The sequence below is a fragment of the Chromobacterium indicum genome, assembly GCF_039708975.1.
Taxonomy (GTDB): domain Bacteria; phylum Pseudomonadota; class Gammaproteobacteria; order Burkholderiales; family Chromobacteriaceae; genus Chromobacterium; species Chromobacterium piscinae.
On sequence record NZ_JAYFSJ010000016.1, the window covers coordinates 1 to 25,041 of the forward strand.

Consider the following 25,041-nt stretch of genomic DNA (forward strand, 5'->3'; position numbering starts at 1 on the left):
CAACGTTACGCGCTATGTGTACGACGGCAACGACCGGCTGCGCTACAGCATCGACCCGCTGGGGCAGGTGACCGAGCGCAAGTACGATGCCGCCGGACAACTGGTAGAAGAGAAACGCTACGATCAGAGCGTGCCGCTGTCGGCGCAGCCGAGCGAGGCGGAACTGCAGGCTGCGCTGGCGCCCAACCGATCACTCGATCTGTCCGGCAGCAGCGGTGACGCCGGGGTGGTGGAGAGCGGCCAGCTGAAGCTGATAGGCAAACCAGAAGCAGGTGGCTCCTGGGCCGGGATGAGCGTGCCGGGCCTGGCTGCGGCGGGCAGCACCTTCCAAGTGGAGCTGACGCCGACGCAGCTGCAGGACACGCTGCACGTGATGGTGCAGAACACGGTGGGCAAGACCGGCCGACTGTGCGTGCTGTTCCGGCCGAACGGTGTCGCCTATGCGCAAATTGCCAACGCGAAGGATCAATGGCGGGAAGCATCGCTGGGCGTCTACCAGGCCGGCACCACCTATGTGCTGGAGTTCGTGACCAATGCGACTGGCGGCACGCTGTATTTGTATGCCAAGGGAGCGAGCCGGGCGCAAGGTTACAGCTACATGGTGACGGGAGAGTATGAGTGGACGCAGCTGCAACTGCAGTTTGCGACCAATCGCGCGCCGGAGCTGATGCGCGAAACGACGGCGTATGTCCGCCGGGCGTCGGTGACTGGACCGGCGGCACGGAGCACGCAGTACGTTTACGACGCCACCGGTCGGCAGACCTATGCGATCGACGCGCAGGGCTATGTCACCGAGAGACGCTACGATGCCGCTGGCAACGTTACCGCGACAGTGCGTTATGGCCAAGCCGTCGCGTTGGGTGGACTGGCACAGCCGTTGCAAGCCGGCGATCTGGCAGTCCAACTGAAACCCGGTGGCCAAGATCAGACCACGCGTATGGTGTATGACGCCGCGGGCAGGCAGCGTTACACCATCGACCCGCTGGGGCTGGTGACGGAGCGCAAGTACGATGCCGCCGGACAACTGGTAGAAGAGAAACGCTACGAGCAAAGCGTATCGCTGTCAGCGCAGCCGAGCGAAGCGGAACTGCAGGCTGCGCTGGCGCCCAACCGATCACTCGATCTGTCCGGTAGCAGCGGTAAAGCTGGCGTGGTGGAAAACGGTCAGCTGAAGTTGACTGGTAAACCGGAAGCGGGTGGCTCCTGGGCGGGAATGGCGGTGCCGGGGACGGCGGCAGCGGGCAGCACTTTCCAGCTTGAGCTGACGCCAATGCAGCTGCAGGACACGCTGCATGCGATGGTGCAGAACACGGTGGGCAAGACCGGTCGACTGTGCGTGCTGTTCCGGCCGAACGGTGTCGCCTATGCGCAAATCGCCAATGCGCAGGATCAATGGCGGGAAGCCGCGCTGGGGGTGTACCAGGCGGGGACGACCTATGAGCTGGAGTTCGCCACCAACGCGACGGGGGGCACGTTGTACCTGTACGCCAAAGGCGCGAGCCGGGCGCAGAGTTACAGCTACACGGTGAGCGGAGAGTATGAATGGACGCAGCTGCAACTGCAGTTTGCGACCAATCGCGCGCCGGAGCTGACACGGGAGACGACGGCGTATGTCAGCCGGGCGACCGTTCAGGGCCCCGCTGCGCATAGCACGCAGTATATTTATGACTCCGCCGGCCGCCTCCTCTCCGTCAGCAAAGGCGACGGCATCACTCAAGCCCAGACCGTCCGCTACGAACTGGACGCCTACGGCAACCGGGTCAAGGAGTGGGACGGCAACCACCACCTCACCAGCCGCGAGTTCGACGCGCTGGGCCGGGTGCATAAGGAAACCCACGGCGAGGGCGACGCCACCGTCACCGATTACGACGCCTTCGGCAACGCCGTCAAGATCACCGACCCGCGCGGTAACGCCGGCTACTTCTACTTCGACGCGCTGGGCCGCCGCATCTTGCAGGTGGATCCGGAAGGCGGCGCCACCCGCACCGACTACGACGCCCTCGGCAACGCCCGCGCCGTCACCCGCTACGCCAACGCCGTCGATCCGTCCACGCTGCAGATCGGCGTCCTGCCGACCGTAGCCGCCGACGCCAAACGCGACGCCGTCAGCCGGGTCGACTACGACGCGCTGGGCCGGCAGACCCAGATCACCGACGCCGAAGGCGGCATCGAGAGCATGACTTACGACGCCTTCGGCAACAAGGCGAGCTACACCAATCAGCTGGGCGCGGTGTTCAGCTACGACTACGACGCCGCCGGCCATGTGCTGAAGGAAACCGGCCGCGACGGCGCGACCGTGCTTAGCACCAAGCGCTTCGAGTACGACGGCTTCGGCAACCGCACCCTGCAAGTGGAGGCCGAAGGGCAGCCGGAACAGCGCAGCACCCGCTACGGCTACGACAGCCTGAACCGGCTGGTCAGCCAGAGCGGCGACGTGGTGACCATCTACACGCTGGACAAAGGCGTGCAGAACAATGTCAGTCCGACCGAAAGCCGGCGCTACGACGCGGCTGGCAACTTGGTGGAATTCATCGACGCCAACGGCAACGTCACCCGCAGCGCCTACGACAGCCAGAACCGCAAGGTGAGGGAGAGAAACGGCGACGGCTACGTCACCACCTGGGCCTACGACGGCGCCGGCAACGTGACGGAACAGCGCGTCTACGCCACTGCGGTGGGCCTGCCGGCCGACGGCAGTACGCCGCAACCGGCGGACGGCGCCTGCCGGGTCACCAAGTTTGAGTACGACAACAACAACCGGCTCAAGCGCACCATCGTCCCCAATCAGCAGGTGATCGCGCTGCACCGCCAGCCGGGCGACGACAACGGCGCCAAGAGCAACTACGACATCCTGACCAGCGACCTGGTCAGCAGCCGCGACTACGACGCCAACGGCAACGTCATCCGCGAAACCGACGCCAACGGCAACCTGGCCCAGGTCCGAGACAAGGCCAATCGCAGCGTGCACCGCTACTACGACAAGGCCGGCCGCAAGCTGCTGGAAGTGGACGCCGCCGGCTACGCGGTGGCCTGGGACTACAACAGTGCCGGCAAGCCGATCCGCGAAACCCGCTACGCCGCCGCCATCGGCGTGCCGGCCGATGGCGACACGCTGGACGCGGTCAAGGCCAAGCTCAAGACCGACGCCCAGGACCGCATCAGCGAGTTCGACTACGACTTGCTGGGCCGGGTGAAGGAAGAGCGCCGGCGTAATGTCCAACTGTCGAAGGACGATGGCGTCAGCGACGTGATCGACACCGTGCGCACCCAGTACCATTACAACGTGTTGGGCCTGGTCGATCAGCAGACTGACGCCAAGGGCGGCGTCACCGATATCGGCTACGACAAGCTGGGGCGCGAGATCCATCGCGAAGAGGCCGTGTTTGTTGATTACCAGGGCAAGGCGGCCCGCCCGACCACCGACACCGCCTACAACGGCCTGGGCCAGGCGACGCAGGTGCGCCGGGCCGGCGTTGACGGCGTGTTCAGCGAAACCCACTACGCCGCCGGCGGCCGGGTCGACTGGACGAAGGACGCCGAAGGCAATGCCACGTACTACGACTACGACGCGGTCGGCAACGTCAGCCGCACTCGTCGCGACCGCAAGGAAGCGGCCGGCGGCCAGGACATCACGCTGTACGCCTACACCGCCGCCAAGCAGCAGAGCGTCAAACAGGACGCCGGCACCGGCCTGTATACCGAAACCAGCTACAACGCCTGGGGCCAGATCAGCGGCAAACGCACCAGCGTCAACCGCCAGGGCGACTGGCAGGAGTTCAGCGAATACGACGGCGCCGGCCGGCTGACCCGCGGCAACGCCGGCGGAGTGACCAAGCTGTACGGCTATGACGCCAACGGCAACGCCACCATGACGGTGGAGTCCGGCGCCGACAGCCAGGACCTGCTGCACAGCCAGGACCTGAAGACGGTGCTGAACCTGCTGTCGGACGTGCACGGCGCCAACTACCAGCAATACCTGAACGACTACCGCTTGAAGCTGGACGAGTACGATGCGCGCAACCAGCACGTGGCGACCTACCAGCCGCGGATCGCCAACGCGACCGACGCGCAGTCGGTGCAGGTCAAGGCGTGGGAAGTGGCGAAGCCGCTGACGGGCAATGGCGATGTGGTGACGGTGGGGGCGGTGCCGGTGCGGCAGGGCGGGACGGCGAATCCGGCGGGGGCTGGGCGTGTGACTGTTGGAGGCGCTTGGAATCCAAAGATAAATTCTATTCGATACTATGGAGTTACGGGGCTCAGTGATGATATTCATCCTGAGGGAGTAATGGTTTCGGTCGATTTACCAACTCCATTGTTGGAAATTGGGGGGGGTAAGCTTAAGGTTAGAGTCAAGTCTTATTATGCTTCGTGGCTTATGCTGGAGGAGCAAGTTGCTCCAAAGATCATTTATGCGGGCGATGGGATTGCAGATGGTGGAGGGAGGTTTAATCTTAGAGTTCCAATTAAAGTTGTATCTACTTTAGAAGGAATGGGGCCTCGCTATGCTATAGGTGCGCCATTGTATTTGAGAGACTGGGTAAACTTAGCATATCAATTTGACATCGAAATTTATAAGGTGAGTGATGTTGGAGATGTGTTACTTACCTCGCTAAAAGCAGATAAGAAAGTTGCTACACTTTTTCATATAAATGAAGATGCATTTAGGCAGATAGATGCAACTTACCTTACAGGTGCATTCGCGATTGCTAATCGAAATAATTGGAATGATTATGGAGATTGGGATGTTGGTTGGAAGGGTGAAACTATTGATGTAAGAAAAGTTCATATACAAGGGGTGTCAGTAAATTCTTCAAGAGCATTATTGCTAACCCGTCCCGTTGGAAGCGCCGGTGGTTGGAATATTGCTAATGTGCCGCCTATGCAGATCAACGGCCAAAACGCGGCCGGCTGGTTCGCCTACGATTGGTCCGGCATGGCGCGCGGCAATTACGAGTACCGCTATCTGGCGCTGGACGCCGCCGGCAATATCAAGAACAGCGGCCAGGGACAGATGGCGCTGAACGACGGCGCGCCGTCGATCAGCCCGGCTAAGAATGGCCAGGGCCAGCCCTTGGCCGCCGACCAGGCCTTCCTGACTGCCGACGGCCTGCTCAATGTGACCGGTCTGGGCGGCAATGCCACGCATGGCCTGGTGCGCTTCCGCTCGCCGCCGGGCAGCGGCGCCTGGACCCAGGCTTACAACGTGAGCATGGCGGCGCCGGCAGGCATCGCCAATGGCTGGTTCACCATCAACACTGCCGCGCTTGGCATCAAGCCCGGCGCGCGCTACGAGTACGACTTGCAAGGTTTGGACGCCAGCGGCAATGAGACCGGCCGCGTAGTGGGCAGCTTCGTGCCCGGCGAGGCCAACACCTTGGGCCAGCCGACGCCGTGGAGCAGCCAGACGCAGATCGTCCACCTGAGCAACCAGTCCGCGCTGGCGGCCAGCGGCGTGGTGCGCTACCGCCTGGCCGGCAGCCAGGGCGATTACCTCACCAAGGCGCTGACCAAGAGCGGCGATGGTCCGGGCCGTTTCGACTGGGACACCGGCGAGAACGGCGCGCCGGCCGGCAATTACGAATTCGAGTACCGGATCTTCGACGCCGGCGGCGTCCTGATCAACCGCCTGCTCGGCCAGATGACGCTGGGCGCGAATCAGGAACTCAAGCTGGACCAGAATTCCGGCTTGATCCTGCCGCTGGGGGTGGAGTTCGCCCCCAAACAGCCCAGCGCCATGCGGCTGGACCTGAGCTACCGCGTCAAGGGCGGCAACGGCGATTGGCTGCAGGCGCAGATACCGCGCAACGCCGCCGGCACCTTCCTGCTGAATGTCGACGACTGGAAAGAGGGCGACTACGAATACCGCTTCATCCTGCGCGACGCCGCCGGCGCGGTGGTCAACGGCGCCGACGGTTCGGCGCTGGAAACCAGCGGCTACATCCACCGCGGCAGCAACAGCAGCCAGCTCAACGGCCAGTCGCTGCAATGGGTGGTGGACAAGTCGCTGTACAACGCCACCGTGGTCCGCCGCCAGGCCTACAACGCCTTCGGCGAAGTGGTCAGCGAAACCGACGGCGTCGGCAACGCCACCACCTCCGACTACAACGCCGCCGGCAAGCTGGTGGCCAAGCGCGAGGCCAGGCTCAAGCTGCGCGACGACGACGGCAATACGCTGAAAAACGCCGACGGCAGCGACCAGCTGGGCGACGAAGCCGTCACCCGCTATCGCTACGACGCGATGGGTAATCTGGTGTCCACCGTCGACGCCAACGGCCATAACAACCGCCAAGGTTGGGTGTCCGGCAGCCGCGACGGCCAAGGCAAGGTTTGGGCAGAGTGGCATGCTGACGGCAGTTACAAGTCCATGTGCTACGACCAGCTGGGTAATCTGCGCGCGCAGACCGTCAACGGCCAGCGCCAGCAGGACTACGCCTACGACAAGCTCGGCCGCCTGAAGCGGCTGGACCGCGCGCCGGGCGCGGGCGGCAAGCGCGGCTACGACGAGTATGACTACGACAGCGCCGGCCAGCGCATCGGCCACCGGACCACCAGCAACGGCAGCGACGTGCTGACCGACACCACCCGCTACGACAGCCTGGGCCGGGTGTTGGACACCGTCAGCGCGGCGGGCCGCCACACCGCTTACAGCTACGCCTGGGACGCCCAACTGAAGGGCGCCGGCGGCATCGTGGTGGGCGGCTGGCGCATGACCACCACCAATGCCAACCAGATGACGCTGCAGGACGCCACCAGCCTGTTCGGCCTCAAGGCCGAGCACCGCGACCTGGGCGGCCGGGTGACGCAATACCAGTACAACAACGCCGGCCAACTGGCGACGCAGTCGTCCAGCAACGGCCAGAACATCGTCTACACCTACTACGGCAACGGCAATCTGCAGGGCATCGAAGACCGCGTTGCGCATCAGTACACGCTGTACGGCTACGACGACGACGGCCGCAAGAATTATGAAGCCTATGCCAACGGCCCGGACCGCGACCACCTGACCTTCTACCAGCAATCGACGATGCGCTACGACGAGCGCGGCCGGGTGATCGAGATCAAGGATCCCAAATTCCTAAGCCGCTACCAGTACGACGCCGTCGGCAACCGCCAGCGCGTCTACAGCGTGTACCAGGACGGCAAGGACGGCAGCCGCCAGGTGCAGGACAACTGGTACGACTACGACGCGATGAACCGCTTCACGCTGAGCCAGGGCAGCCGCGACGCATCCGGCAACCTGGCGCGCGGCAGCCGCGGCGTGAGTATCGAATACGACAGCTTCGGCCAGCGCGCCAAAGTCATCAACGGCAGCGACGGCACGGTGGAAGCCTACAGCTACACCGCCGACGGCTATCTGGTCGATACCCAGATCAACGGCAAAACCGCCTTCCATCGCGACAACGACCTGCTGGGCCGTGTCACCGACTCCGCCAGCTACGACTGGAAAAACGGCGACGGCGGCAGCAAGGCCAGCCAGACCCACACCGACTACGACAACGACAACAAGATCAAACGCCAGGTGGTGGATGGCGCCACCACAACCTACGACCTGATGGCCGACGGCACGGTCAAAACCACCACCCAGGTCAGCAAGGGCACCACCACTACTACCTACTACGGCTATGAATGGTGGGACGAAGCCAAGCAGTCCACCATCACCGCCCAGCCGTACAACAAGGACGCGCCGGGCTGGCAGCCGGGCATCTCGCACCTGACCTATGACGTCAACGGCCACCTGAAAGAGGCCATAGACGAGAAAGGCCAGCGCAGCCTGCGCTACGTCAACGACGCCCAGGGCGTGGTGGTTCGGCGCGAAGAGATCGACAAACAGTCTGTCTACAAGCGCCAGGATTACTACTACGTCGACAGCAAGCAAGTGGGCGCGGTGGGCAACGACGGCCCCAGCCGCGTCGACTTCGCCCAGGCGCTGGCGCAAACCAGCTTGGGCAACAAGAAAGATCAGTACCGCTTTGGCGTGGCGGTAAGCAGCGCCGACTTCGACCAGAACTACGAGCCGATCGGCCCCAATTACCCGGGACAAGCGCCGGGCAGCGTCACCGTGCGCGAAGGCGACACGCTGCAAGTGATCGCCGCCAATCTGTGGGGCGACCGCTCGCTGTGGTACCTGCTGGCCGACGCCAACGGTCTGCAAGGCACGGAAGCGCTGAAGGCCGGCCAAGTGCTGCGAGTGCCGAACAAGGTCACCAATTTCCATAACAACAGCGGCACGTATCGGGTTTACAGCCCGGGCGAGGCGATAGGCGATGTGACGCCGACGCTGCCGGAACCGCCGCCGCCCCCGCCGCCGCCGGGAGGCGGTGGTTGCGGTGGGTTTGGGATGATTCTGGTCGCGGTGGTGGCAGTGGTGGCGGTGGTGTTTACTGCAGGGGCCTTGGCGCCACTGTTGGCCCCAACCTTGGTAAGTACGGCCGGTGTCATGGCATCGGGGATGGCGGTGCTCACGAGCGCAAGTACTTTAGGTGCATTGGCGGCAGCAGGCATTGCTGGCGCGGTTGGCTCCATCGTCAGTCAGGGCGTGGCCATGGCGATAGGAGTGCAAGACAAGTTCTCGTGGGGGCAGGTTGGAGTGTCGGCTCTCACCACCGCTGCGACGGCGGGTGTCGGTGGAGCGATGAAGTCGCCCGCTGTTGTTGAGGCTTTCAAGGGAATGGGGGCGGCTGCGCCTTATGCTCAAGCCGCGGTCGCCAATGTGGCTAGTCAAGGCATTGCGATGGTGTCGGGCCAACAGAAGAGCTTCAGTTGGACCAGTGTGGCCGCCAGCGTAGCGGCTCAGGGCGTTCGTAATTCCGATTGGGGACGCAGCTTGAGCGCGTCGACCGAGAACGGATTGGCGTCCATGGGCGCATCCAAGGACTTTGCGCAGGCGTTCTCCAATATGCCGATAAATTATGTGCAAAGCGCGCTGAGTAGCTTTGGCAGCGGTCTGCGTGGGGAACAAGCCTGGGGTTCGGCCTTCATGCAAAGCGGGGCGCAGGCGGTCGGGGATTATGGCGCTTACCAAGAGCTTGCCGATGCGAAGCAGGGCCTGTTTGACGGCGCTTGGAGTGAAGGCGGCTATGCCCGCGCGGTGGCGCATATGGGTGTAGGGGCGTTGGGTTCGGCTTGGATGGGCAAAGATGCCTGGGCTGGCGCGATCGGGGCTGGCGCCAGTTCGTTGACAACCGCCTGGATGGCTGATTCGTTGGGGTTGGAAGGCGATGCCGCAGACAGGATTCTGCCGCAGTTGAGCCGTTTGCCGGGCGCGGCGCTCGCTGAGATGGCGGGGCTGGATGCGATGACTGCGGCCGGGGCGGGGCAGAATGTTGCGGAGAATAATTACCTGACACATAGGCAAGTCAACAAACTGATTGCTAGTTGGGGTAGAGCCCGGAACGATCAAGAGCGGAAGGGGCTGCTTGAAGCTGCGATGCGGGAAGATCAGCGGCAACAAGTTTCGGACCTAATCGATAATTCTGGCTTGCAGTCGGATGTTGCCGCTGGTGCGCTGGATTTGCAGCGCTTCATCAGTAGGTTTGGCGTTGGTAATAAAATGCTAAACCCTTTGCTTGGTTCTCAAGAGCGCCAGTTGGAAATCGCAAGCCGCCCTGATCGAATGACGGATGGGCGGTGGCAGGAGCGTGCGCTGATGGCACGTCATCAGGAGTTGGCTAACATTAGTACTCCCGCCCTGACGTTTGCTACGGGAGGGATTGGGGCTACCTATCGCGGTGTCAGCATGCTGGTGGCAGCAAGGCAAACTGGTTTTGGTTTTGCTCAGATTGCTGATGGTGAGTGGTTAGAAGGTGGTAGTAATGTTGCCTTTGGCATGCTGGGCTTTGAGGGGGCGAGAGGAGTTCGCGGAACTGCTAATCTGTGGGGTGATGCGCGGATGCCTAAGTATGTGGTTCCAAATGCCACATTGATTGGACCGCGGCTAGAAAGTCCTGTGTCGAAGTTGCTATATGGGGAGAGAGTTGGTGAAGGGCTACCTGGTGCCGCTGGATTCCCAATTGTAGGGCGTCCATCCATCATCGATATGGAAAATCTCACTGCTAAGCATGGGGTCGAGTTTGCTGTGACTTATAAACTTGGTCCGGGGCGAAATGGTGGTGGTGGTCAATACTTCTTGCACTCTGGTGAGGCTGGAAGTGTTAACTTCCCTAAAGAGGCGGACCGTATGCTGATAAATCATACCCATCCAGGTATTAATGGTGCCGGTGGTGCTCGTTATGCAAGTGAAGCTGATATGCAGGTCCTCGAGTATTTGAAAGGCATAGGATCGCCGCAAAGAAGCTCTATGATTATTCCTGTAGAGCGGGATGTCGTTGTTAGATTTGGCGGAGGCCGAGATTTGAGTGCAGGAACCGGTGCTTTGTTTTCGGAAAAGACAACTAGCATCTGGCTTCCCAGGAAGCCTTAGAGGTAAGCGTATAGTAGTTGCATGCGGTGAAGACTGAATCATTGTATGTGGCCAAGGAGATGTAAGTGAGTGAAGAGTATTTGCAGAATTATTCATATCTTTGGGATGGAAGTCAGCCAAATTGGTGTTTGAGCCCACTTCCCGATTTAGTTGAATTAGTGGTTATTTTTAAAGGTGGGGCTGATTTAAAAAGCCTGCTGGTTTTAAAGAGTGTGTCGGCTTTTGCTTCTCTATCTTCGAAGGAGCTTCTTGAGAAATTTAAAGGGGCGAAAGAAATAAGCATTGGCCAGATGGAAAAGAATGATGCTGAGAAATTGATGGTGGTACTCCTGCCGCGCGGACTGCAAAGCGAAATTAAGCCACTCGGGCCGAGGTATGTAATAGTTAATCGTGAACTTAATTCTATATTGTCCATCGAGAATGATGAGGTATATCGAAAAGTAAAAGAGAGAATGCTGGCGGAGGGAGTGACAGTTATTATGCCGGGATAAAGGGCGTAGGTCGGGCTGAGTCTGCGAAGCCCAACGTTCACCGTGATACGTGGCGATCAATATTTATGGGGTCGTGGATTTTCTCGGTAAGCGTTGGGCTTCATTTCATTCAGCCCAAGCTATGGTTCTGGAGCAACGCCATCGGCGCTACAGCGCTGGCATGATCCATCGCATAAGCGGCGCATCCCCTTAATGGAGATGCGCCTTTTTCTTTTGGTTCAAGCATCCCTTAATAAGTTCGTGGCGAGCCGGAAGCAAAATGTGATGATGGGGTGTTGCGTATAGCGGGTGGGCCGCGGTAGGGCGAGGCCATGGATTGGCCCGAACTAGCGAAGCTCAACGCTTATCGAGGTGTAAGCAGAATTCAGAACAGATACCCCCCGGCATACAGCGCCGTCGCCGCATTGTTGATGATGGGTTTGTCGGGCGGCAGCCGGTCGGGCAGGAAATTGGCGCCCAGCGTCGCTCCCATCAGGTAGACCCGGCTGCCGCTGACATAAAAAGCCGGACCGCCGGAGTCGCCGGTGGCGGTGCTGCTGTTGTTGGATGCCTCGGTGATCAGCGCGTCGGTGAAGTAGAGGTCGGGACGGCTGTGGCGCAGCACCTGGGCCTGGCGGGACGCGATGGCGGCGTTGCGTACCTGGAAAGGGTGGGACAGGTTGAGCTGCCCGCCCTGGGCGTTCAGCACATCGCCGAAGCCGGTGACGAACACGCCCTTGCCGGCCGGGTCCTGGCGGTAGAAGGCCAGGTCGCCGTTGCCGTAGGTGACGCGATGCTTGGGGCTGGCGGCGATGTAGTCGCGTATCGGCAGCGGAGCCTTGAAGGAGATGAACATCAGGTCGTAGTCCCAGCGGCCGTAGCCGTTGCGGAATTCGATGTCGCTGATGGCGGCGTTCAGCTCTTGCTCCTTCGCCGGCGTCGGCAGGCGGATATTGTCCGGCGCGGTGGCGGGGAAGTCGTAGCCCACTTTCAGGCCATCGAGGAAGCTGGTGATCAGGCCGTTGACTTGGTTCTCGTTCCAGGCGGCCGGCGTGTCTATGCCGGCGCGCACGCACAGATTGTGCTTGGCGGTGACGATGCCCTGGATCTGGTTGGCGTCGATGACCAGCGCGCCTGAGCCGGTGAAGCGATCGTTGCTCAGCCTGACCGAGCTGAACTGGATCTGCTCCCTGACTGCTTGAGGCAGCCGGGCGAAAGCAGCCAGCGCGTCTTTTTTGGCGGTGTCGTTGAATTGCATGATGCCGCTCCTTCAGTCTGGGGCCGGCGGTGCGCGCGGCGCTCATTCGCAGGGACGAGGAGGGGAGCGGTTTGTGAAGGGCGGCTGGCGTGATGCCCGATGGAGTCATGCCATGTCTGGCTTGAGGGGCGGCGCAGCGCTGAAGCCGGGGAGCTTTAGTCGAAGACCAGCCGATTGCCTACGGCGATATTGGTCTGCCTGGGCAGGAAGTGGCGGGCATAGCCGCTGCAATGGCAGGCGAAGAGCTGAGTGCCGGCCTGGGACTGGAAATAGCGGCGGACATTCAGCAGCCGCAGCGGGCCGGCGCTGCGCAGGTGGAAGCCGCCTATCACCGCCCGCACGCGGCTGTCGCCGCAGACTTCCATCGCGTAATCGACGGTGTGGCGAATGCCGGAGTGGGCGCAGCCGCTGAAGATGATCAGGCCTTTTTCCGTGCGGCAGATCAGCGCGGAGTCGTCTTCCACCCGGTCTGGCGCGCTGCGGCGGGTTTGCGGCCACAGCCGACCCATGGCGCCCCGGCCTTCGCGGTAGGTGCGGCGCGGAATGCGGCCGAGAAACACGAAGCTGTCGGCGAAAGGATAAGGCTCGCGGTGCAGCTGGAGATCGAAGCGAGTTTCCAAATCGGCTGGAATGGACGGAATGCCCAGCCGCCGCAGCCGCAACGGCCCCAGCATGGCGGCGCGCGGCAGCAGGGCGTGCGGATGCGCGATCAGCTGCGGCCGCTTGTCCGTTGGAAGAGTGGGGGACAGCGCGGCGAGGCCGCCGCTGTGGTCGTAATGGCCGTGGGACAGCACCAGATGGCTGAGCGTGGACAGATCGATGCCCATCTTTGCGGCGTTATCCAGCAGCAGCCCGCTGCGGCCGGTGTCGAACAGCACGCGATGGCCGTTGTGCTCGATCCATAGCGACAGGCCGGCCTCTGCTTGCAAGACTGGCCGGTGGCTATGGTTTTCCACCAATACGCTGACTCTCATCGGTATTTGGCGAGCGTACCGCGCCGCGTCGGGATCAATGCTGGTCTGGTCATTCTATGGGTGGGCAAGGATGGCATTACTGGCCGCGCATGAACAGTTTGTCCAGATCGCGCATGGTCAGCCGGGTCCAGGTGGGGCGGCCGTGGTTGCATTGGCCGGAGCGCTCGGTGGCTTCCATGTCGCGCAGCAGCGCGTTCATTTCCGGCAGGGTCAGCTGGCGGTTGGCGCGCACCGCGCCGTGGCAGGCCATGGTGGCCAAGAGCTCGTTGCGTCGCTCGGTCAGCACCTGGGTCAGGCCGAATTCGCGCACATCCTTCAGCACTGCCCGCGCCAGGTCCACCGGATCGCCGTCCTTCAGCCACACCGGCACGCCGCGCACGGCGATCTGCGTCGGCGACAGCGGCGCCAGCTCCACGCCCAGCCGTTTCATTTCCTCGCCATGCTCGTGGGCGGTGGCCACTTCCATGCGGTCGGCGGCGAAGGACACCGGAAGCAGCAGCGGCTGAAGCGGGATGGAGTCGGTCTCCAGCGCGGTTTTCAGCCGTTCGTAGACGATGCGTTCGTGCGCCGCGTGCATGTCGACCAGGATCAAGCCCTCGGCGCACTGGCTGAGGATGTAGACGCCGTGCAGCTGGGCCAGCGCGAAGCCCAGCGGCGGGATACCGTTTTCGTCGTGTGCCGGCATGGCCAGCACCGCCGGATGCGGCAGCGGCGCGGCGGGGGAGGGCATGGCCGGTTCGGAACGCGACAGCGCCCGCACCTCCTCGCGCAGGCCGCCGAACATCTTGTCGTACACGCCCACCGCCTCGCGCGCGACGTTCAGCGGGATGGACTGCTGCTGATATTGGAAGGGCTGCGGCGCCAGCATGCCGGATGAGGCCGGCCGAGGCGAGGCGCTGGCGAACAGCGGCGCCGATTCGCCGCGCGGCAGCTGCGGCGCGGCCGGTTCCGCGCCTTCCACCTGCACCGTCGGCGCGGCTCCGGCGCTGGTGCCGGCCAATGCCTTGTGCACGCTGTGGAACAGGAACTGGTGCACAGCCTGGCTTTCGCGGAAGCGGACTTCGATCTTGGTCGGGTGCACATTGACGTCCACGCCGGACGGCTCGAGCTGGAAGAACAGCGCGTAAGCCGGATGGCGGTCGTGGTGTAGCACGTCGCGGTAGGCCTGGCGCAGCGCGTGCTGAGCGGTCTTGTCGCGGACGAAGCGGCCATTGACGTAGAAATACTGCGCGTCGCGGCTGGCCTTGGAATAAGTGGGCGAGGCGACGAAGCCGGTCAGCGCCAGCGGGCCGGCCTGGCTGTCCAGCGGGATGGCCGCGGCGACGAAGTCTTTGCCCAACAGCGCGGCCACGCGGTCCTCGGCGCTTTGCGAGGGCAAGCGCCAAGCCACCTTGCCGTTGTGGCGCAGCAGGAACTCCACGTCCGGGTGCGCCAACGCGATGCGCTCAAAGGTGGCCGCGCAGTGCGCGTATTCGGTGTTTTCGCTCTTCAGGAATTTGCGCCGCGCCGGGGTATTGAAATACAGGTCCACCACTTCCACGCTGGTGCCGTGCGGATGGGCGGCCGGCTCCACCGGGTGCAGCGTGCCGTCTATCGCGATGATCTGGTGGGCGTGGTCGGCGTCCTGCGGCCGGCTGATCAGGGTCAGCCGGGACACCGACGCCACGCTGGCCAGACCCTCGCCGCGGAAGCCCAACGTGGATACCGATTCCAGATCGTCCAGCGAGGCGATCTTGCTGGTGGCGTGGCGGTCCAGCGCCAGCGGCAGATCATCCGCGGCGATGCCGGCGCCGTTGTCCGTCACCCGGATCAATTTGATGCCGCCCTGGGCCAGGTCCACGCTGATCCGCGTCGAGCCGGCGTCCAGGCTGTTTTCCAGCATTTCCTTCAGCGCGGAAGCGGGGCGTTCCACCACCTCGCCGGCGGCGATCTGGTTGACGAGGTGGTCGGGCAGGCGTTGGATGCGTGTCATGGGCGGCGTCGCGGAAATATCAAAAACGAAAGGCCGCTCGAAGGCGGCCTTGTCGATTCTACTACGGATCAGCCGCGGGCGGCCGCGCGCTTGTGGCGCCAGATTTCGATCAGTCCCGGCAGGAACGATACGAAGATGATGCCGAAGATCAGCAGTTCCAGATTCTTACGCACGAAGGGCAGGTTGCCGAAGAAGTAGCCGGCGTAGGTGAAGCCGACCACCCAGGCGATGGCGCCCACCACGTTGTACTTCAGGAACTGCGGGTAGTGCATCTTGCCGATGCCGGCCACGAACGGCGCGAAGGTGCGCACGATGGGCACGAAGCGGGCGAAGATGATGGTCTTGCCGCCGTGGCGCTCGTAAAAGGCGTGTGTCCTGTCCAGATACTGCGGCTTGAGGATGCGCGGGAACATGTCGAACAGCCGCATGCCGACATTGCGGCCGATGGCGTAGTTGGTGGCGTCGCCCAGGATGGCGGCGACGATCAACAACAGCACCAGCAGGTGCGGGTTCATCTGGCCCATCGCCGCCAGCGCGCCGGCGACGAACAGCAGCGAGTCGCCGGGCAGGAAGGGCGTGACCACCAGGCCGGTCTCGCAGAACACGATCAGGAACAGGATGGCGTAGATCCAGGGACCGTAGGCGGCCACCAGCTGTGTCAGGTGGGCGTCGATGTGCAGGATGAAGTCGATCAGAAACGTGATGGCTTCCATGATTTCCGTTATGAGCTAGGTGGGCAGACGCGAAACTGGCCGGACGAGCCGGCCAGTCGTTCAGAAGGCGATGATCAGACCACCGCTTCCTCTTTTTGTTTCACCGGCTTGATCATGTGCTCGCGCTTCACGCCCAGCCACAACGCGATCGGGCTGGCCACCAGCACCGACGAGTAAATGCCGAACACGATGCCGATGGTCAGCGCCATCGCGAAACCGTGCAGCGCCGGGCCGCCGAATACCAGCATCGACACCACCATCATCTCGGTGGAGAAGTGGGTGATGATGGTGCGGCTCATGGTGGAGGTGATGGCGTTGTCGATCACCTCGGCCACGGCGTGGCCGCGCATGCCCGGCTTGCGGAAGTTCTCGCGGATCCGGTCGAACACCACCACCGACTCGTTCACCGAGTAGCCCAGCACCGCCAGGATGCCGGCCAGCACGGTCAGCGAGAATTCCCAGCGGAAAAAGGCGAAGCAGCCGAGGATGATCACCACGTCGTGCATGTTGGCGATGATGGCCGCGACGGCGAAGCGCCACTCGAAGCGGATGGCCAGGTAGAGCATGATGCCCACGCAGACCAGGATCACCGCGGTCAGACCGTGGGAGACCAGCTCCTCGCCGACGCTGGGGCCGACGAAGTCAACCTTGCGCAGCTGCACGGTGGGATCGGCGGCCTTCAGCTGGCCCATCACCTTGTCGGACAACTGGGCGGTGCTGGTGCCCGGCTTGTTCGGCAGGCGGATCATCACGTCGCGGCTGCTGCCCAGGTTCTGCACCGTGGATTCGCCCAGCTTCAGCGCGTCCACTTTCTCGCGGATCTGGTCCAGGTTGGCCGATTGCTGGTACTGCAGCTCCAGCACGGTGCCGCCGGTGAACTCCACGCTGAAGTTCAGGCCGCGGGTGGCCAGAAAGAATACGGCGAGCACGAAGGTCACCAGCGAGATCGCGGTGGTGAGCCGGCCGTAGCTCATGAACGGGATGTCCCGTTTGATGCGGAAAAGCTCCATGGTTTAGCCCTTGTTTTCCGGTTTCCACACCTGGCCGATGGCCAGCGAGGTCAGTTTGCGGCGACGGCCGTACCACAGGTGCACCAGGCCGCGCGACACCACCACCGCCGAGAACATCGAGGTCAGGATGCCCAGGCAGTGCACGATGGCGAAGCCGCGCACCGGGCCGGAGCCGAAGATCATCAGCGCCAGGCCGGCGATCAGCGTGGTGACGTTGGAGTCCAGGATGGTGTGCCAGGCGTGGTCGTAGCCGGCGTGGATGGCCGAGTGCGGCGGCATGCCGTTGCGCAGCTCCTCGCGGATGCGCTCGTTGATCAGCACGTTGGCGTCGATCGCCATGCCCAGCGCCAGCGCGATGGCGGCGATGCCGGGCAGGGTCAGCGTGGCCTGCAGCATGGACAGCAGGGCGATCAGGAAGAACACGTTGATCGCCAGCGACAGGCCGGAGAACACGCCGAACAGGCCGTAGTACAACACCATGAAGACGACGATGGCGGCGAAGCCCCACAGTGTGGCGTGGAAGCCCTTCTCGATGTTTTCCTTGCCCAGGCTCGGTCCGATGGTGCGCTCTTCGATGATGTTCATCGGCGCGGCCAGCGAACCGGCGCGCAGCAAGAGGGCAGTGTCGTTGGCTTCGGCGCTGTTCATGCTGCCGGAGATTTCCACGCGGCCGCCGCCGATCTCGGTGCGGATCACCGGCGCGGTGACCACTTCCTTGCGGCCTTTTTCCACCAGCACCATCGCCATGCGCTTGCCGACGTTTTCGGCGGTCAGCTGACGGAAGATGGCGGCGCCGGTGCTGTCCAGGTTGATGCTGACGGCGGGCGCGCCGAACTGGTCGAAGCTGGGCTGGGCGTCGTTGATGTTGTCGCCGGTCAGCTCCACGTCGCTCTTGAGCAGGATCTTGCTCTGGCCGCGGGAGGTGGCTTCGTCCAGCAGCTCGTAGCCTGCGGGCACGTTACCGGCCAGCGCTTCGGCCACCTTGCCTTGGTCGTCCTCGACCATGTGCACTTCCAGCGTGGCGGTGCGGCCGATGATGTCCTTGGCGCGGGCGGTGTCCTGAATGCCGGGCAGCTGCACCACGATGCGGTTCGGGCCGGCCTGCTGGATGATGGGTTCGGTGGTGCCCAGCTCGTTCACGCGGTTGTGCAGCGTGGTGATGTTCTGCTTGACCGCGTCGTTCTGGATCTTGGTGATTTCTTCCGGCTTCAGCGTCAGCAGCAGCTTGTTGGCGGAGTCGTCGGTGCGGACCGCCAGGCTGGGCAGCATGCGGTAGGCCACGTCCTGTGCCGACTTCAGCGTGTCTTCGTCACGCAGCTGCACTTCCAGCGTGTTGCCGTTGCGCTTGATGTTGCCGTAGCGCACTTGCTTGTTCTTCAGCTCGCGGCGCAGATCGCCGGCGTAGCGTTCCATCGCCTTGTCGGTGGCGGCTTGCATGTCCACTTCCAGCAGGAAGTGGACGCCGCCGCGCAGGTCGAGGCCCAGGAACATCGGGTTGGCGTGCAGCGCCGTCAGCCAGGACGGGGAGGCGGGCAGCAGGTTCAGCGCGATGATGTAGTTGTCGCCCAGCGCGTGCTGGATGGCGTCGCGCGCCTTCAGCTGGGTGTCGGTATCCTTGAAGCGGACCTTCAGGCTGTTGGCGTCGAGAAAGACGCCGTCGGGGCTGATGTTCTGCGACTTGAGCGCGTCTTCCACGCGCCCCATCACGGCGGAGTCCACCGGAATCGACTGGCGCGAGCTGGAGACCTGCACCGCGGGGGTCTCGCCGTAGAAATTGGGCAGCGTGTAGATTGCCGAGATGATCAGCGCCACCACGATGACGAGGTATTTCCAGAGAGGGTAGCGGTTCATGTTCTAGTTCTGGAGTGGGAAATGAACAAGGCCGCCTGCGGAGCGTTCCGGGGCGGCCGTGATGGGCTTACAGCGACTTCAGTGTGCCCTTTTCCAGCTTGGCGCCGACGGCGCTGCGCTGAACGTGGATTTCCACGTTGTCGGCGATTTCCAGGGTCAGGTATTGTTCGCTGACTTTGGATACGCGGCCGACGATGCCGCCCTGGGTGACCACTTCATCGCCCTTTTGCAGTTCGGACAGCATTTTCTGGGTTTCCTTCATGCGCTTCTGCTGAGGGCGGACCATCAGGAACCAGAACAGCACGAAGATCACGATCATGGGCAGGAAGCCCATCAGGTCGAAACCTGCGGGAGCTGCGCCGCCGGAGGCGAAGGCGGGAGTAATGAAGGACATCAGGGAAACTCCTAAATTTCGTTATGACTTCAAGTTCGAACAGGGCATTGTAGCCATGCTCCATGTCTTTTCCAACTATGGAGCGCGGCAAGGGCGTGGGACCGTCGGCGCGGGGCCGCGGTTCCCCGCCCGGCGCGCTTAGTTGACGCCGCGCGCGCGCTTGGCCGCGAACTCCAGGCGGAAGTCCTCGAAGCGGTCTTCCTCGATCGCCTTGCGGATCTCGCGCATCAGTTCCTGGTAGTAGTGCAGGTTGTGGATGGTGTTCAGCCGCGCGCCCAGGATTTCGCCGACGCGATGCAGGTGGTGCAGGTAGGCGCGGCTGAAGTTGCGGCAGGCGTAGCACGCGCATTCCTCGTCCAGCGGCTTCTTGTCGTCCTTGTAGCGCGCGTTCTTGATCTTGACGTCGCCCCACTGGGTGAAGATCCAGCCGTTGCGCGCGTTGCGGGTCGGCATCACGCAGTCGAACATGTCCACGCCGTTGGCCACGCCGTGCACCAGATCCTCCGGCGTGCCCACGCCCATCAGGTAGTGCGGCTTGTCGGCCGGCAGCATGTCCTTCAGCTCGGTCAGCATCCGGTACATTTCCGGCTTGGGCTCGCCCACCGACAGGCCGCCGATGGCGATGCCGTCGAAGCCGACCTGCATCAGGCCTTCCAGCGACTCCTGGCGCAAATCGGTATAAAGGTTGCCTTGCACGATGCCGAACAGCGCGTTCGGGTTTTTCAGGTCGTCGAAGGCGCGGCGCGAGCGCTCGGCCCAGCGCAGGCTCATCTGTAGAGACTTCTGCGCGGTGGCGTGGTCCACCTGGCCCGGCGTGCACTCGTCCAGCTGCATCACGATGTCCGAATTGAGCACGGTCTGGATCTTCATCGAGATCTCCGGGCTCAGGAACAGCTTGTCGCCGTTGATCGGGCTCTGGAAGGTGCAGCCTTCCTCGGTCAGCTTGCGCATGTCGGACAGGCTGAATACCTGGAAGCCGCCGGAGTCGGTCAGGATGGGCTTGTCCCAGCCGATGAACTCGTGCAGGCCGCCGAACTGCTCGACGATCTCCAGGCCCGGGCGTAGCCACAGGTGGAAGGTGTTGCCCAGAATGATCTGCGCGCCGATGTCGTTCAGCTCGACCGGGCTCATCGCCTTGACCGAGCCGTAGGTGCCCACGGGCTGGAAGACCGGAGTCTCCACGGTGCCGTGGTTCAGCTCCAGCGTGCCGCGCCGCGCGCCACCGGAGGTCTTGTGTACGGTAAACTTCAACATTATTCGAAGTATCGCTTCAGGGTTTGTTTAGCAAAATCAGTCCGCTAGTATACAGCAAGCGCGCGGACTGCGCGGGTGTCGCAAAAAAGTGCTTGCCAAGATGGGGAGGCTCTTATACTATGCACACCTCGACGACAGGCACGTAGCTCAGTTGGTTAGAGCACCACCTTGACATGGTGGGGGTCGTTGGTTCGAATCCAATCGTGCCTACCAAATTAAATGCATGGAGTTACAAGTGAAAGTCTTGCGAACTACCACAACCCGACATACTCACGAAAGCTGAGCCTTGCGGGTTGTACCATGCGAAAAAGAAGTGCGGCTCAGGCCGCACTTTTTTTTTACCCTTTTGCTTTAGACTCGATCACAAAAATCTCTCGCCCTCGTTGGAGTTGACATGCCAGACATTCGCTTGCCGGACGGCTCGGTCCGTTCTTTCGACAAACCGGTAACGGTTCATGAAGTGGCCGCGTCCATCGGCGCCGGTCTGGCGCGCGCCGCGCTGGCGGGCCGCGTGGATGGCCGGCTGGTGGATACCAGCTACCTGATCGACCGCAGCGCGGATCTGGCCATCGTCACCGACAAGGACGCCGACGGCTTGTCCATCATCCGCCACTCCACCGCCCACTTGCTGGCTTATGCCGTCAAAGAGCTGTTCCCGGAGGCGCAGGTGACCATCGGGCCGGAGATCGAGAACGGCTTCTACTACGACTTCGCCTACAAGCGTCCGTTCACGCCGGAAGATCTGGCGGCGATCGAGAAGAAGATGGCCGAGCTGGCTAAGAAGGACATTCCGGTCGAGCGCTACGAGCTGCCGCGCGACGAGGCCATCGCCTACTTCAAGAGCATTGGCGAGGCCTACAAGGCCGAGATCATCGAATCGATCCCGCAGGGCGAGGTGTTGAGCCTGTACCGCGAAGGCGAGTTCACCGACTTGTGCCGCGGCCCGCACGTGCCGTCCACCGGCAAGCTGAAGGTGTTCAAGCTGATGAAGGTGGCTGGCGCCTACTGGCGCGGCGACAGCAAGAACGAGATGCTGCAGCGCGTCTACGGTACCGCCTGGGCCAAGAGGGAAGACCTGGACGCATACCTCTATATGCTGGAAGAGGCGGAAAAGCGCGACCACCGCAAGTTGGGCGTGCAGCTGGACCTGTTCCACCTGCAGGACGAGGCGCCGGGCATGGTGTTCTGGCATCCCAAGGGCTGGCAGCTGTGGCAGAGCGTCGAGCAATACATGCGCGACAAGCTGAACCGCGAAGGCTACAAGGAAATCCGCACCCCGATGATGATGGACGCCAATCTGTGGGAGCGTTCCGGCCATGCCGCGAACTACCGCGAGAACATGTTCATCACCGAATCGGAAAAGCGTGACTACGCGGTCAAGCCGATGAACTGCCCGGGCCACGTGCAAGTGTTCAACAGCGGCCTGCGCTCGTACCGCGACCTGCCGCTGCGCTATGCCGAGTTCGGCTCCTGCCACCGCAACGAGCCGTCCGGCGCGCTGCATGGCATCATGCGCGTGCGCGGTTTCGTGCAGGATGATGGCCACATCTTCTGTACCGAAGATCAAATCAACCAGGAGGCCAAGGATTTCCACCGCCTGGTGATGGAAGTGTACGACCGCTTCGGCTTCGACAAGGTGTCGATCAAGCTGGCGCTGCGTCCGGAAAAGCGCATCGGCGAGGAGTCCACCTGGGACAAGGCCGAGGAAGGCATGCGCGAAGCGCTGCGCGCCTGCGGCGTGGAGTGGGAAGAGCTGCCGGGCGAGGGGGCCTTCTACGGTCCGAAGATCGAATATCACATCAAGGACGCGTTGGGCCGTTCCTGGCAGTGCGGCACGCTGCAGCTCGATTTCATGCTGCCGGAGCGCCTGGATGCCGAGTACGTGGCTGACGACAACAGCCGCAAGCGCCCGGTAATGCTGCACCGCGCGGCGCTGGGATCGCTGGAGCGTTTCCTCGGGATTTTGATCGAAAACCATGCCGGCGCTTTCCCGCTGTGGCTGGCGCCAGTGCAGATGGTGGTGATGAATATCACCGAAGCGCAGGCGGATTATGCCGGCGAAGTGGCCAAATCTCTTGAGAAACAAGGATTCCGAGTCGCGCTTGACTTGAGAAACGAGAAGATCGGCTATAAAATTCGCGAACACAGCCTGCAGAAGTTGCCGTATCAGATCGTGATCGGCGACAAGGAAAAGGCAGGCGGTTTGGTTGCCGTGCGCGCCCGGGGCGAAGATCTGGGCCAGCTCACGCTGGATGCGTTCATCGCGCGCCTCAAGGCTGAGATGCCTGGGGCCTGATCCGGCGGCGGCATACTTATCATTTATTAGGAGATTTCAGCTATAGCTCAGGAACGCGAAGCACGGATCAACGGCGAGATTACCGCTCGTGAGATCCGTCTGGTAGGTAAGGAAGGTGAGCAGATTGGCATCGTCAGTCTGCGTGAAGCGATGGCTCTGGCCGAAGAGGGTGATGTGGATCTGGTGGAGATTTCCCCGACCGCTCAGCCCCCGGTGTGCAAGCTGATGGACTACGGCAAGTACAAGTACGAGATGTCCAAGAAGCGTCACGAAGCCAAGCAGAAGCAGAAGCAGGTTCAGATCAAGGAAATCAAGTTCCGTCCGGGCACCGACGATGGCGACTACAACGTCAAGTTGCGCAACCTGGTCCGTTTCCTGACTGAAGGCGATAAGGCCAAGGTCACCCTGCGCTTCCGCGGTCGTGAGATGGCACACCAGGATATCGGCCTCGCGCTGCTCAAGCGCGTGGAAGCCGATCTGGCGGAAGTGGGCACTGTGGAACAGTTCCCGCGACTGGAAGGCCGTCAGATGGTCATGATGATTGCGCCGAAGAAGAAATAATCGGTATAATCATTTTTCGACACGGCAGAGTGCGCTCTGCCGTGTTGATTTTGTAGGTCGGCAACGATCTGCTCAAAAGCGTGACGCAGCGGTTTCAAGAGCCTTCGGGCCACCCTGTGTCTAATCTAAACAAAATTCAGCAGGAGCATTTCCATGCCGAAAATGAAGACCAAGTCGAGCGCGAAGAAGCGTCTCAAAGTACTGGGTGGCGGTGGTTTCAAGCGTGCACACGCCTTCAAGCGTCACATCCTGACCAAGAAGACCACCAAGAACAAGCGCCAATTGCGCGGCACCTCCATGGTGGACGCGACCAATGTGGCCTCTGTTCGCGCCATGATGCCCTACGCTTAAGGAGACCTGAAATATGCCACGCGTAAAACGCGGTGTAACCGCACGTGCTCGTCACAAGAAAATCCTCGCCCTGGCGAAAGGCTATCGCGGCCGCCGGAAGAACGTCTATCGCATCGCCAAACAGGCGGTGATGAAGGCGGGTCAATACGCCTACCGCGACCGTCGTCAGAAAAAGCGTCAGTTCCGTCAACTGTGGATTGCCCGTATCAACGCAGCTTCCCGTGAAAACGGCCTGCCGTACAGCAAGTTCATGAACGGCCTGAAGAAAGCCGCTATCGAAATCGACCGCAAGGTCCTGGCCGATCTGGCCGTGTTCGACAAGCCGGCTTTTGCGCAGATCGTCGAAAAGGCGAAAGCAAGCCTCGCTGCTTAATCGCCGGGACGGATCTGAAGGGAGGCAAGCATTTGCCTCCCTTTTTTTCTTCCGGCCGCCCTTTCCAGAGCGCTGATCAGAGCGGGTATGCTCCATGCCCGGTGTGATCAGCCTTCTATTCGCATACGGTGTGGGACACGATGAACAACGTTGACGCGATTCTCCAAGCAGGCCAGGCGGCAGTCGCCGCCGCGGCCGATCTGATCGAGCTCGAGCAGGTCAAGGCGCGCTTCCTTGGCAAGAGCGGCGAGCTGACCGAGCTCCTCAAGCAGCTGGGCAAGCTGGCGCCGGAAGAGCGCAAGGCCGCCGGCGCCACCATCAATCAAGCCAAGCAAGCGTTCGAAGCCGCGCACAACGACAAGCGCGACCAGCTCAACGCCGCCAAGCTGGAAGCCCAGCTGGCCGCCGAGGCGCTGGACGTCACGCTGCCGGGCCGCGGCTCGGCCGGCGGCGGCCTGCATCCGGTGGCGCTGACGCTGGAGCGCATCGCCGGCCTGTTTCGCACCATGGGCTTCGAAGTGGCCGACGGCCCGGAAGTCGAGAGCGATTTCTACAACTTCCAGGCGCTGAACATTCCAGAAAACCATCCGGCCCGCGCGATGCAGGACACCTTCTACGTTGAAAACGGCGATGTGCTGCGCACCCATACTAGCCCGATCCAGGCGCGCTTCATGGAAAGCCACCAGCCGCCGATCAAGATCGTCGCGCCGGGCCGTGTGTACCGCGTCGACTCCGACGCCACCCATTCGCCGATGTTCCACCAGATGGAAGGCCTGTGGGTGGACGAGGGCGTGTCCTTCGCCGATCTCAAGGCAGTGGTCACCGACTTCCTGCGCCGTTTCTTTGAGCGCGACGACCTGCAGGTGCGTTTCCGCCCGTCCTTCTTCCCGTTCACCGAAACTTCGGCCGAAATCGACGTGCTGGACGAGCAGGGCAAATGGCTGGAAGTTGGCGGTTGCGGCATGGTGCACCCGAAAGTGCTGAGCATCGCCAATATCGACCCGGAAAAGTACACCGGCTTCGCCTTCGGCATCGGCCTCGACCGTTTCGCCATGCTGCGCTACGGCGTCAACGACCTGCGCCTGTTCTTCGAGAACGATCTCAACTTCCTGAAGCAATTCAACTGATCGCGCACGGAGCCGAC

The 25,041-nt window shown here is 62.3% G+C and carries 15 protein-coding genes and 1 tRNA gene; 8 read left to right on the forward strand and 8 right to left on the reverse strand.

Features of this window, described 5'->3' with window-relative positions; genetic code table 11:
- Positions 1–16 precede the first annotated feature (16 nt).
- Complete coding sequence (locus VA599_RS19385; RefSeq protein WP_346790139.1) at positions 17–10,420, forward strand: LysM peptidoglycan-binding domain-containing protein; 10,404 nt, start codon at positions 17–19, stop codon at positions 10,418–10,420.
- Positions 10,421–10,485: 65 nt separating this feature from the next.
- Positions 10,486–10,911 carry a hypothetical protein gene (locus VA599_RS19390; protein ID WP_346790141.1) on the forward strand — a complete coding sequence of 142 codons (426 nt, stop codon included), beginning with the start codon at positions 10,486–10,488 and terminating at the stop codon, positions 10,909–10,911.
- Between the two features lie 364 nt (positions 10,912–11,275).
- Here the strand turns inward: VA599_RS19390 and VA599_RS19395 are convergent, their stop codons facing one another.
- From VA599_RS19395 to tgt, 8 genes are all read right to left on the reverse strand, one after another.
- A complete protein-coding gene (locus VA599_RS19395; protein WP_346790142.1) occupies positions 11,276–12,148 on the reverse strand; it encodes a trypsin-like serine protease in 873 nt (290 codons plus the stop codon).
- Between the two features lie 155 nt (positions 12,149–12,303).
- Positions 12,304–13,122: an MBL fold metallo-hydrolase gene (locus tag VA599_RS19400; protein WP_346790144.1), complete on the reverse strand. Its 819-nt coding sequence runs from the start codon at positions 13,120–13,122 to the stop codon at positions 12,304–12,306.
- A gap of 76 nt (positions 13,123–13,198) precedes the next feature.
- On the reverse strand, positions 13,199–15,094 hold the full coding sequence (gene mutL / locus VA599_RS19405; protein WP_346790146.1) for a DNA mismatch repair endonuclease MutL: 1,896 nt from the start codon (positions 15,092–15,094) through the stop codon (positions 13,199–13,201).
- Positions 15,095–15,162: 68 nt separating this feature from the next.
- Positions 15,163–15,807 (reverse strand): DedA family protein, encoded by a 645-nt coding sequence (locus tag VA599_RS19410; RefSeq protein WP_166438900.1) that lies wholly within the window; start codon positions 15,805–15,807, stop codon positions 15,163–15,165.
- A gap of 74 nt (positions 15,808–15,881) precedes the next feature.
- A complete protein-coding gene (gene secF, locus VA599_RS19415; protein ID WP_021477044.1) occupies positions 15,882–16,817 on the reverse strand; it encodes a protein translocase subunit SecF in 936 nt (311 codons plus the stop codon).
- A gap of 3 nt (positions 16,818–16,820) precedes the next feature.
- Entirely contained in the window at positions 16,821–18,668 is a 1,848-nt protein-coding gene (secD, locus tag VA599_RS19420) for a protein translocase subunit SecD (protein WP_021477045.1), read from the reverse strand.
- A 67-nt stretch (positions 18,669–18,735) separates the two neighbouring features.
- Positions 18,736–19,062, reverse strand: a complete 327-nt coding sequence (gene yajC, locus VA599_RS19425) for a preprotein translocase subunit YajC (protein WP_021477046.1) — start codon at positions 19,060–19,062, stop codon at positions 18,736–18,738.
- Between the two features lie 138 nt (positions 19,063–19,200).
- The gene (gene tgt, locus VA599_RS19430; protein ID WP_021477047.1) at positions 19,201–20,316 is read right to left on the reverse strand and encodes a tRNA guanosine(34) transglycosylase Tgt; all 1,116 of its coding nucleotides are present in this window, start codon (positions 20,314–20,316) and stop codon (positions 19,201–19,203) included.
- A 136-nt stretch (positions 20,317–20,452) separates the two neighbouring features.
- On the opposite strand from tgt, the gene VA599_RS19435 reads away from it, so the two are divergent.
- The 6 genes from VA599_RS19435 (at position 20,453) to pheS (ending at position 25,024) form a co-directional block, all read left to right on the forward strand.
- A tRNA-Val gene (locus tag VA599_RS19435) sits at positions 20,453–20,529 on the forward strand.
- A gap of 181 nt (positions 20,530–20,710) precedes the next feature.
- The gene (thrS, locus tag VA599_RS19440; protein ID WP_346790150.1) at positions 20,711–22,612 is read left to right on the forward strand and encodes a threonine--tRNA ligase; all 1,902 of its coding nucleotides are present in this window, start codon (positions 20,711–20,713) and stop codon (positions 22,610–22,612) included.
- A gap of 42 nt (positions 22,613–22,654) precedes the next feature.
- The gene (gene infC / locus VA599_RS19445) at positions 22,655–23,173 is read left to right on the forward strand and encodes a translation initiation factor IF-3 (protein ID WP_076098326.1); all 519 of its coding nucleotides are present in this window, start codon (positions 22,655–22,657) and stop codon (positions 23,171–23,173) included.
- 153 nt (positions 23,174–23,326) lie between these two features.
- The gene (gene rpmI / locus VA599_RS19450) at positions 23,327–23,524 is read left to right on the forward strand and encodes a 50S ribosomal protein L35 (protein ID WP_011134904.1); all 198 of its coding nucleotides are present in this window, start codon (positions 23,327–23,329) and stop codon (positions 23,522–23,524) included.
- A 13-nt stretch (positions 23,525–23,537) separates the two neighbouring features.
- On the forward strand, positions 23,538–23,897 hold the full coding sequence (rplT, locus tag VA599_RS19455; RefSeq protein ID WP_021477050.1) for a 50S ribosomal protein L20: 360 nt from the start codon (positions 23,538–23,540) through the stop codon (positions 23,895–23,897).
- A gap of 140 nt (positions 23,898–24,037) precedes the next feature.
- Entirely contained in the window at positions 24,038–25,024 is a 987-nt protein-coding gene (gene pheS / locus VA599_RS19460) for a phenylalanine--tRNA ligase subunit alpha (RefSeq protein ID WP_346790152.1), read from the forward strand.
- The last annotated feature ends 17 nt before the right edge of the window (positions 25,025–25,041 follow it).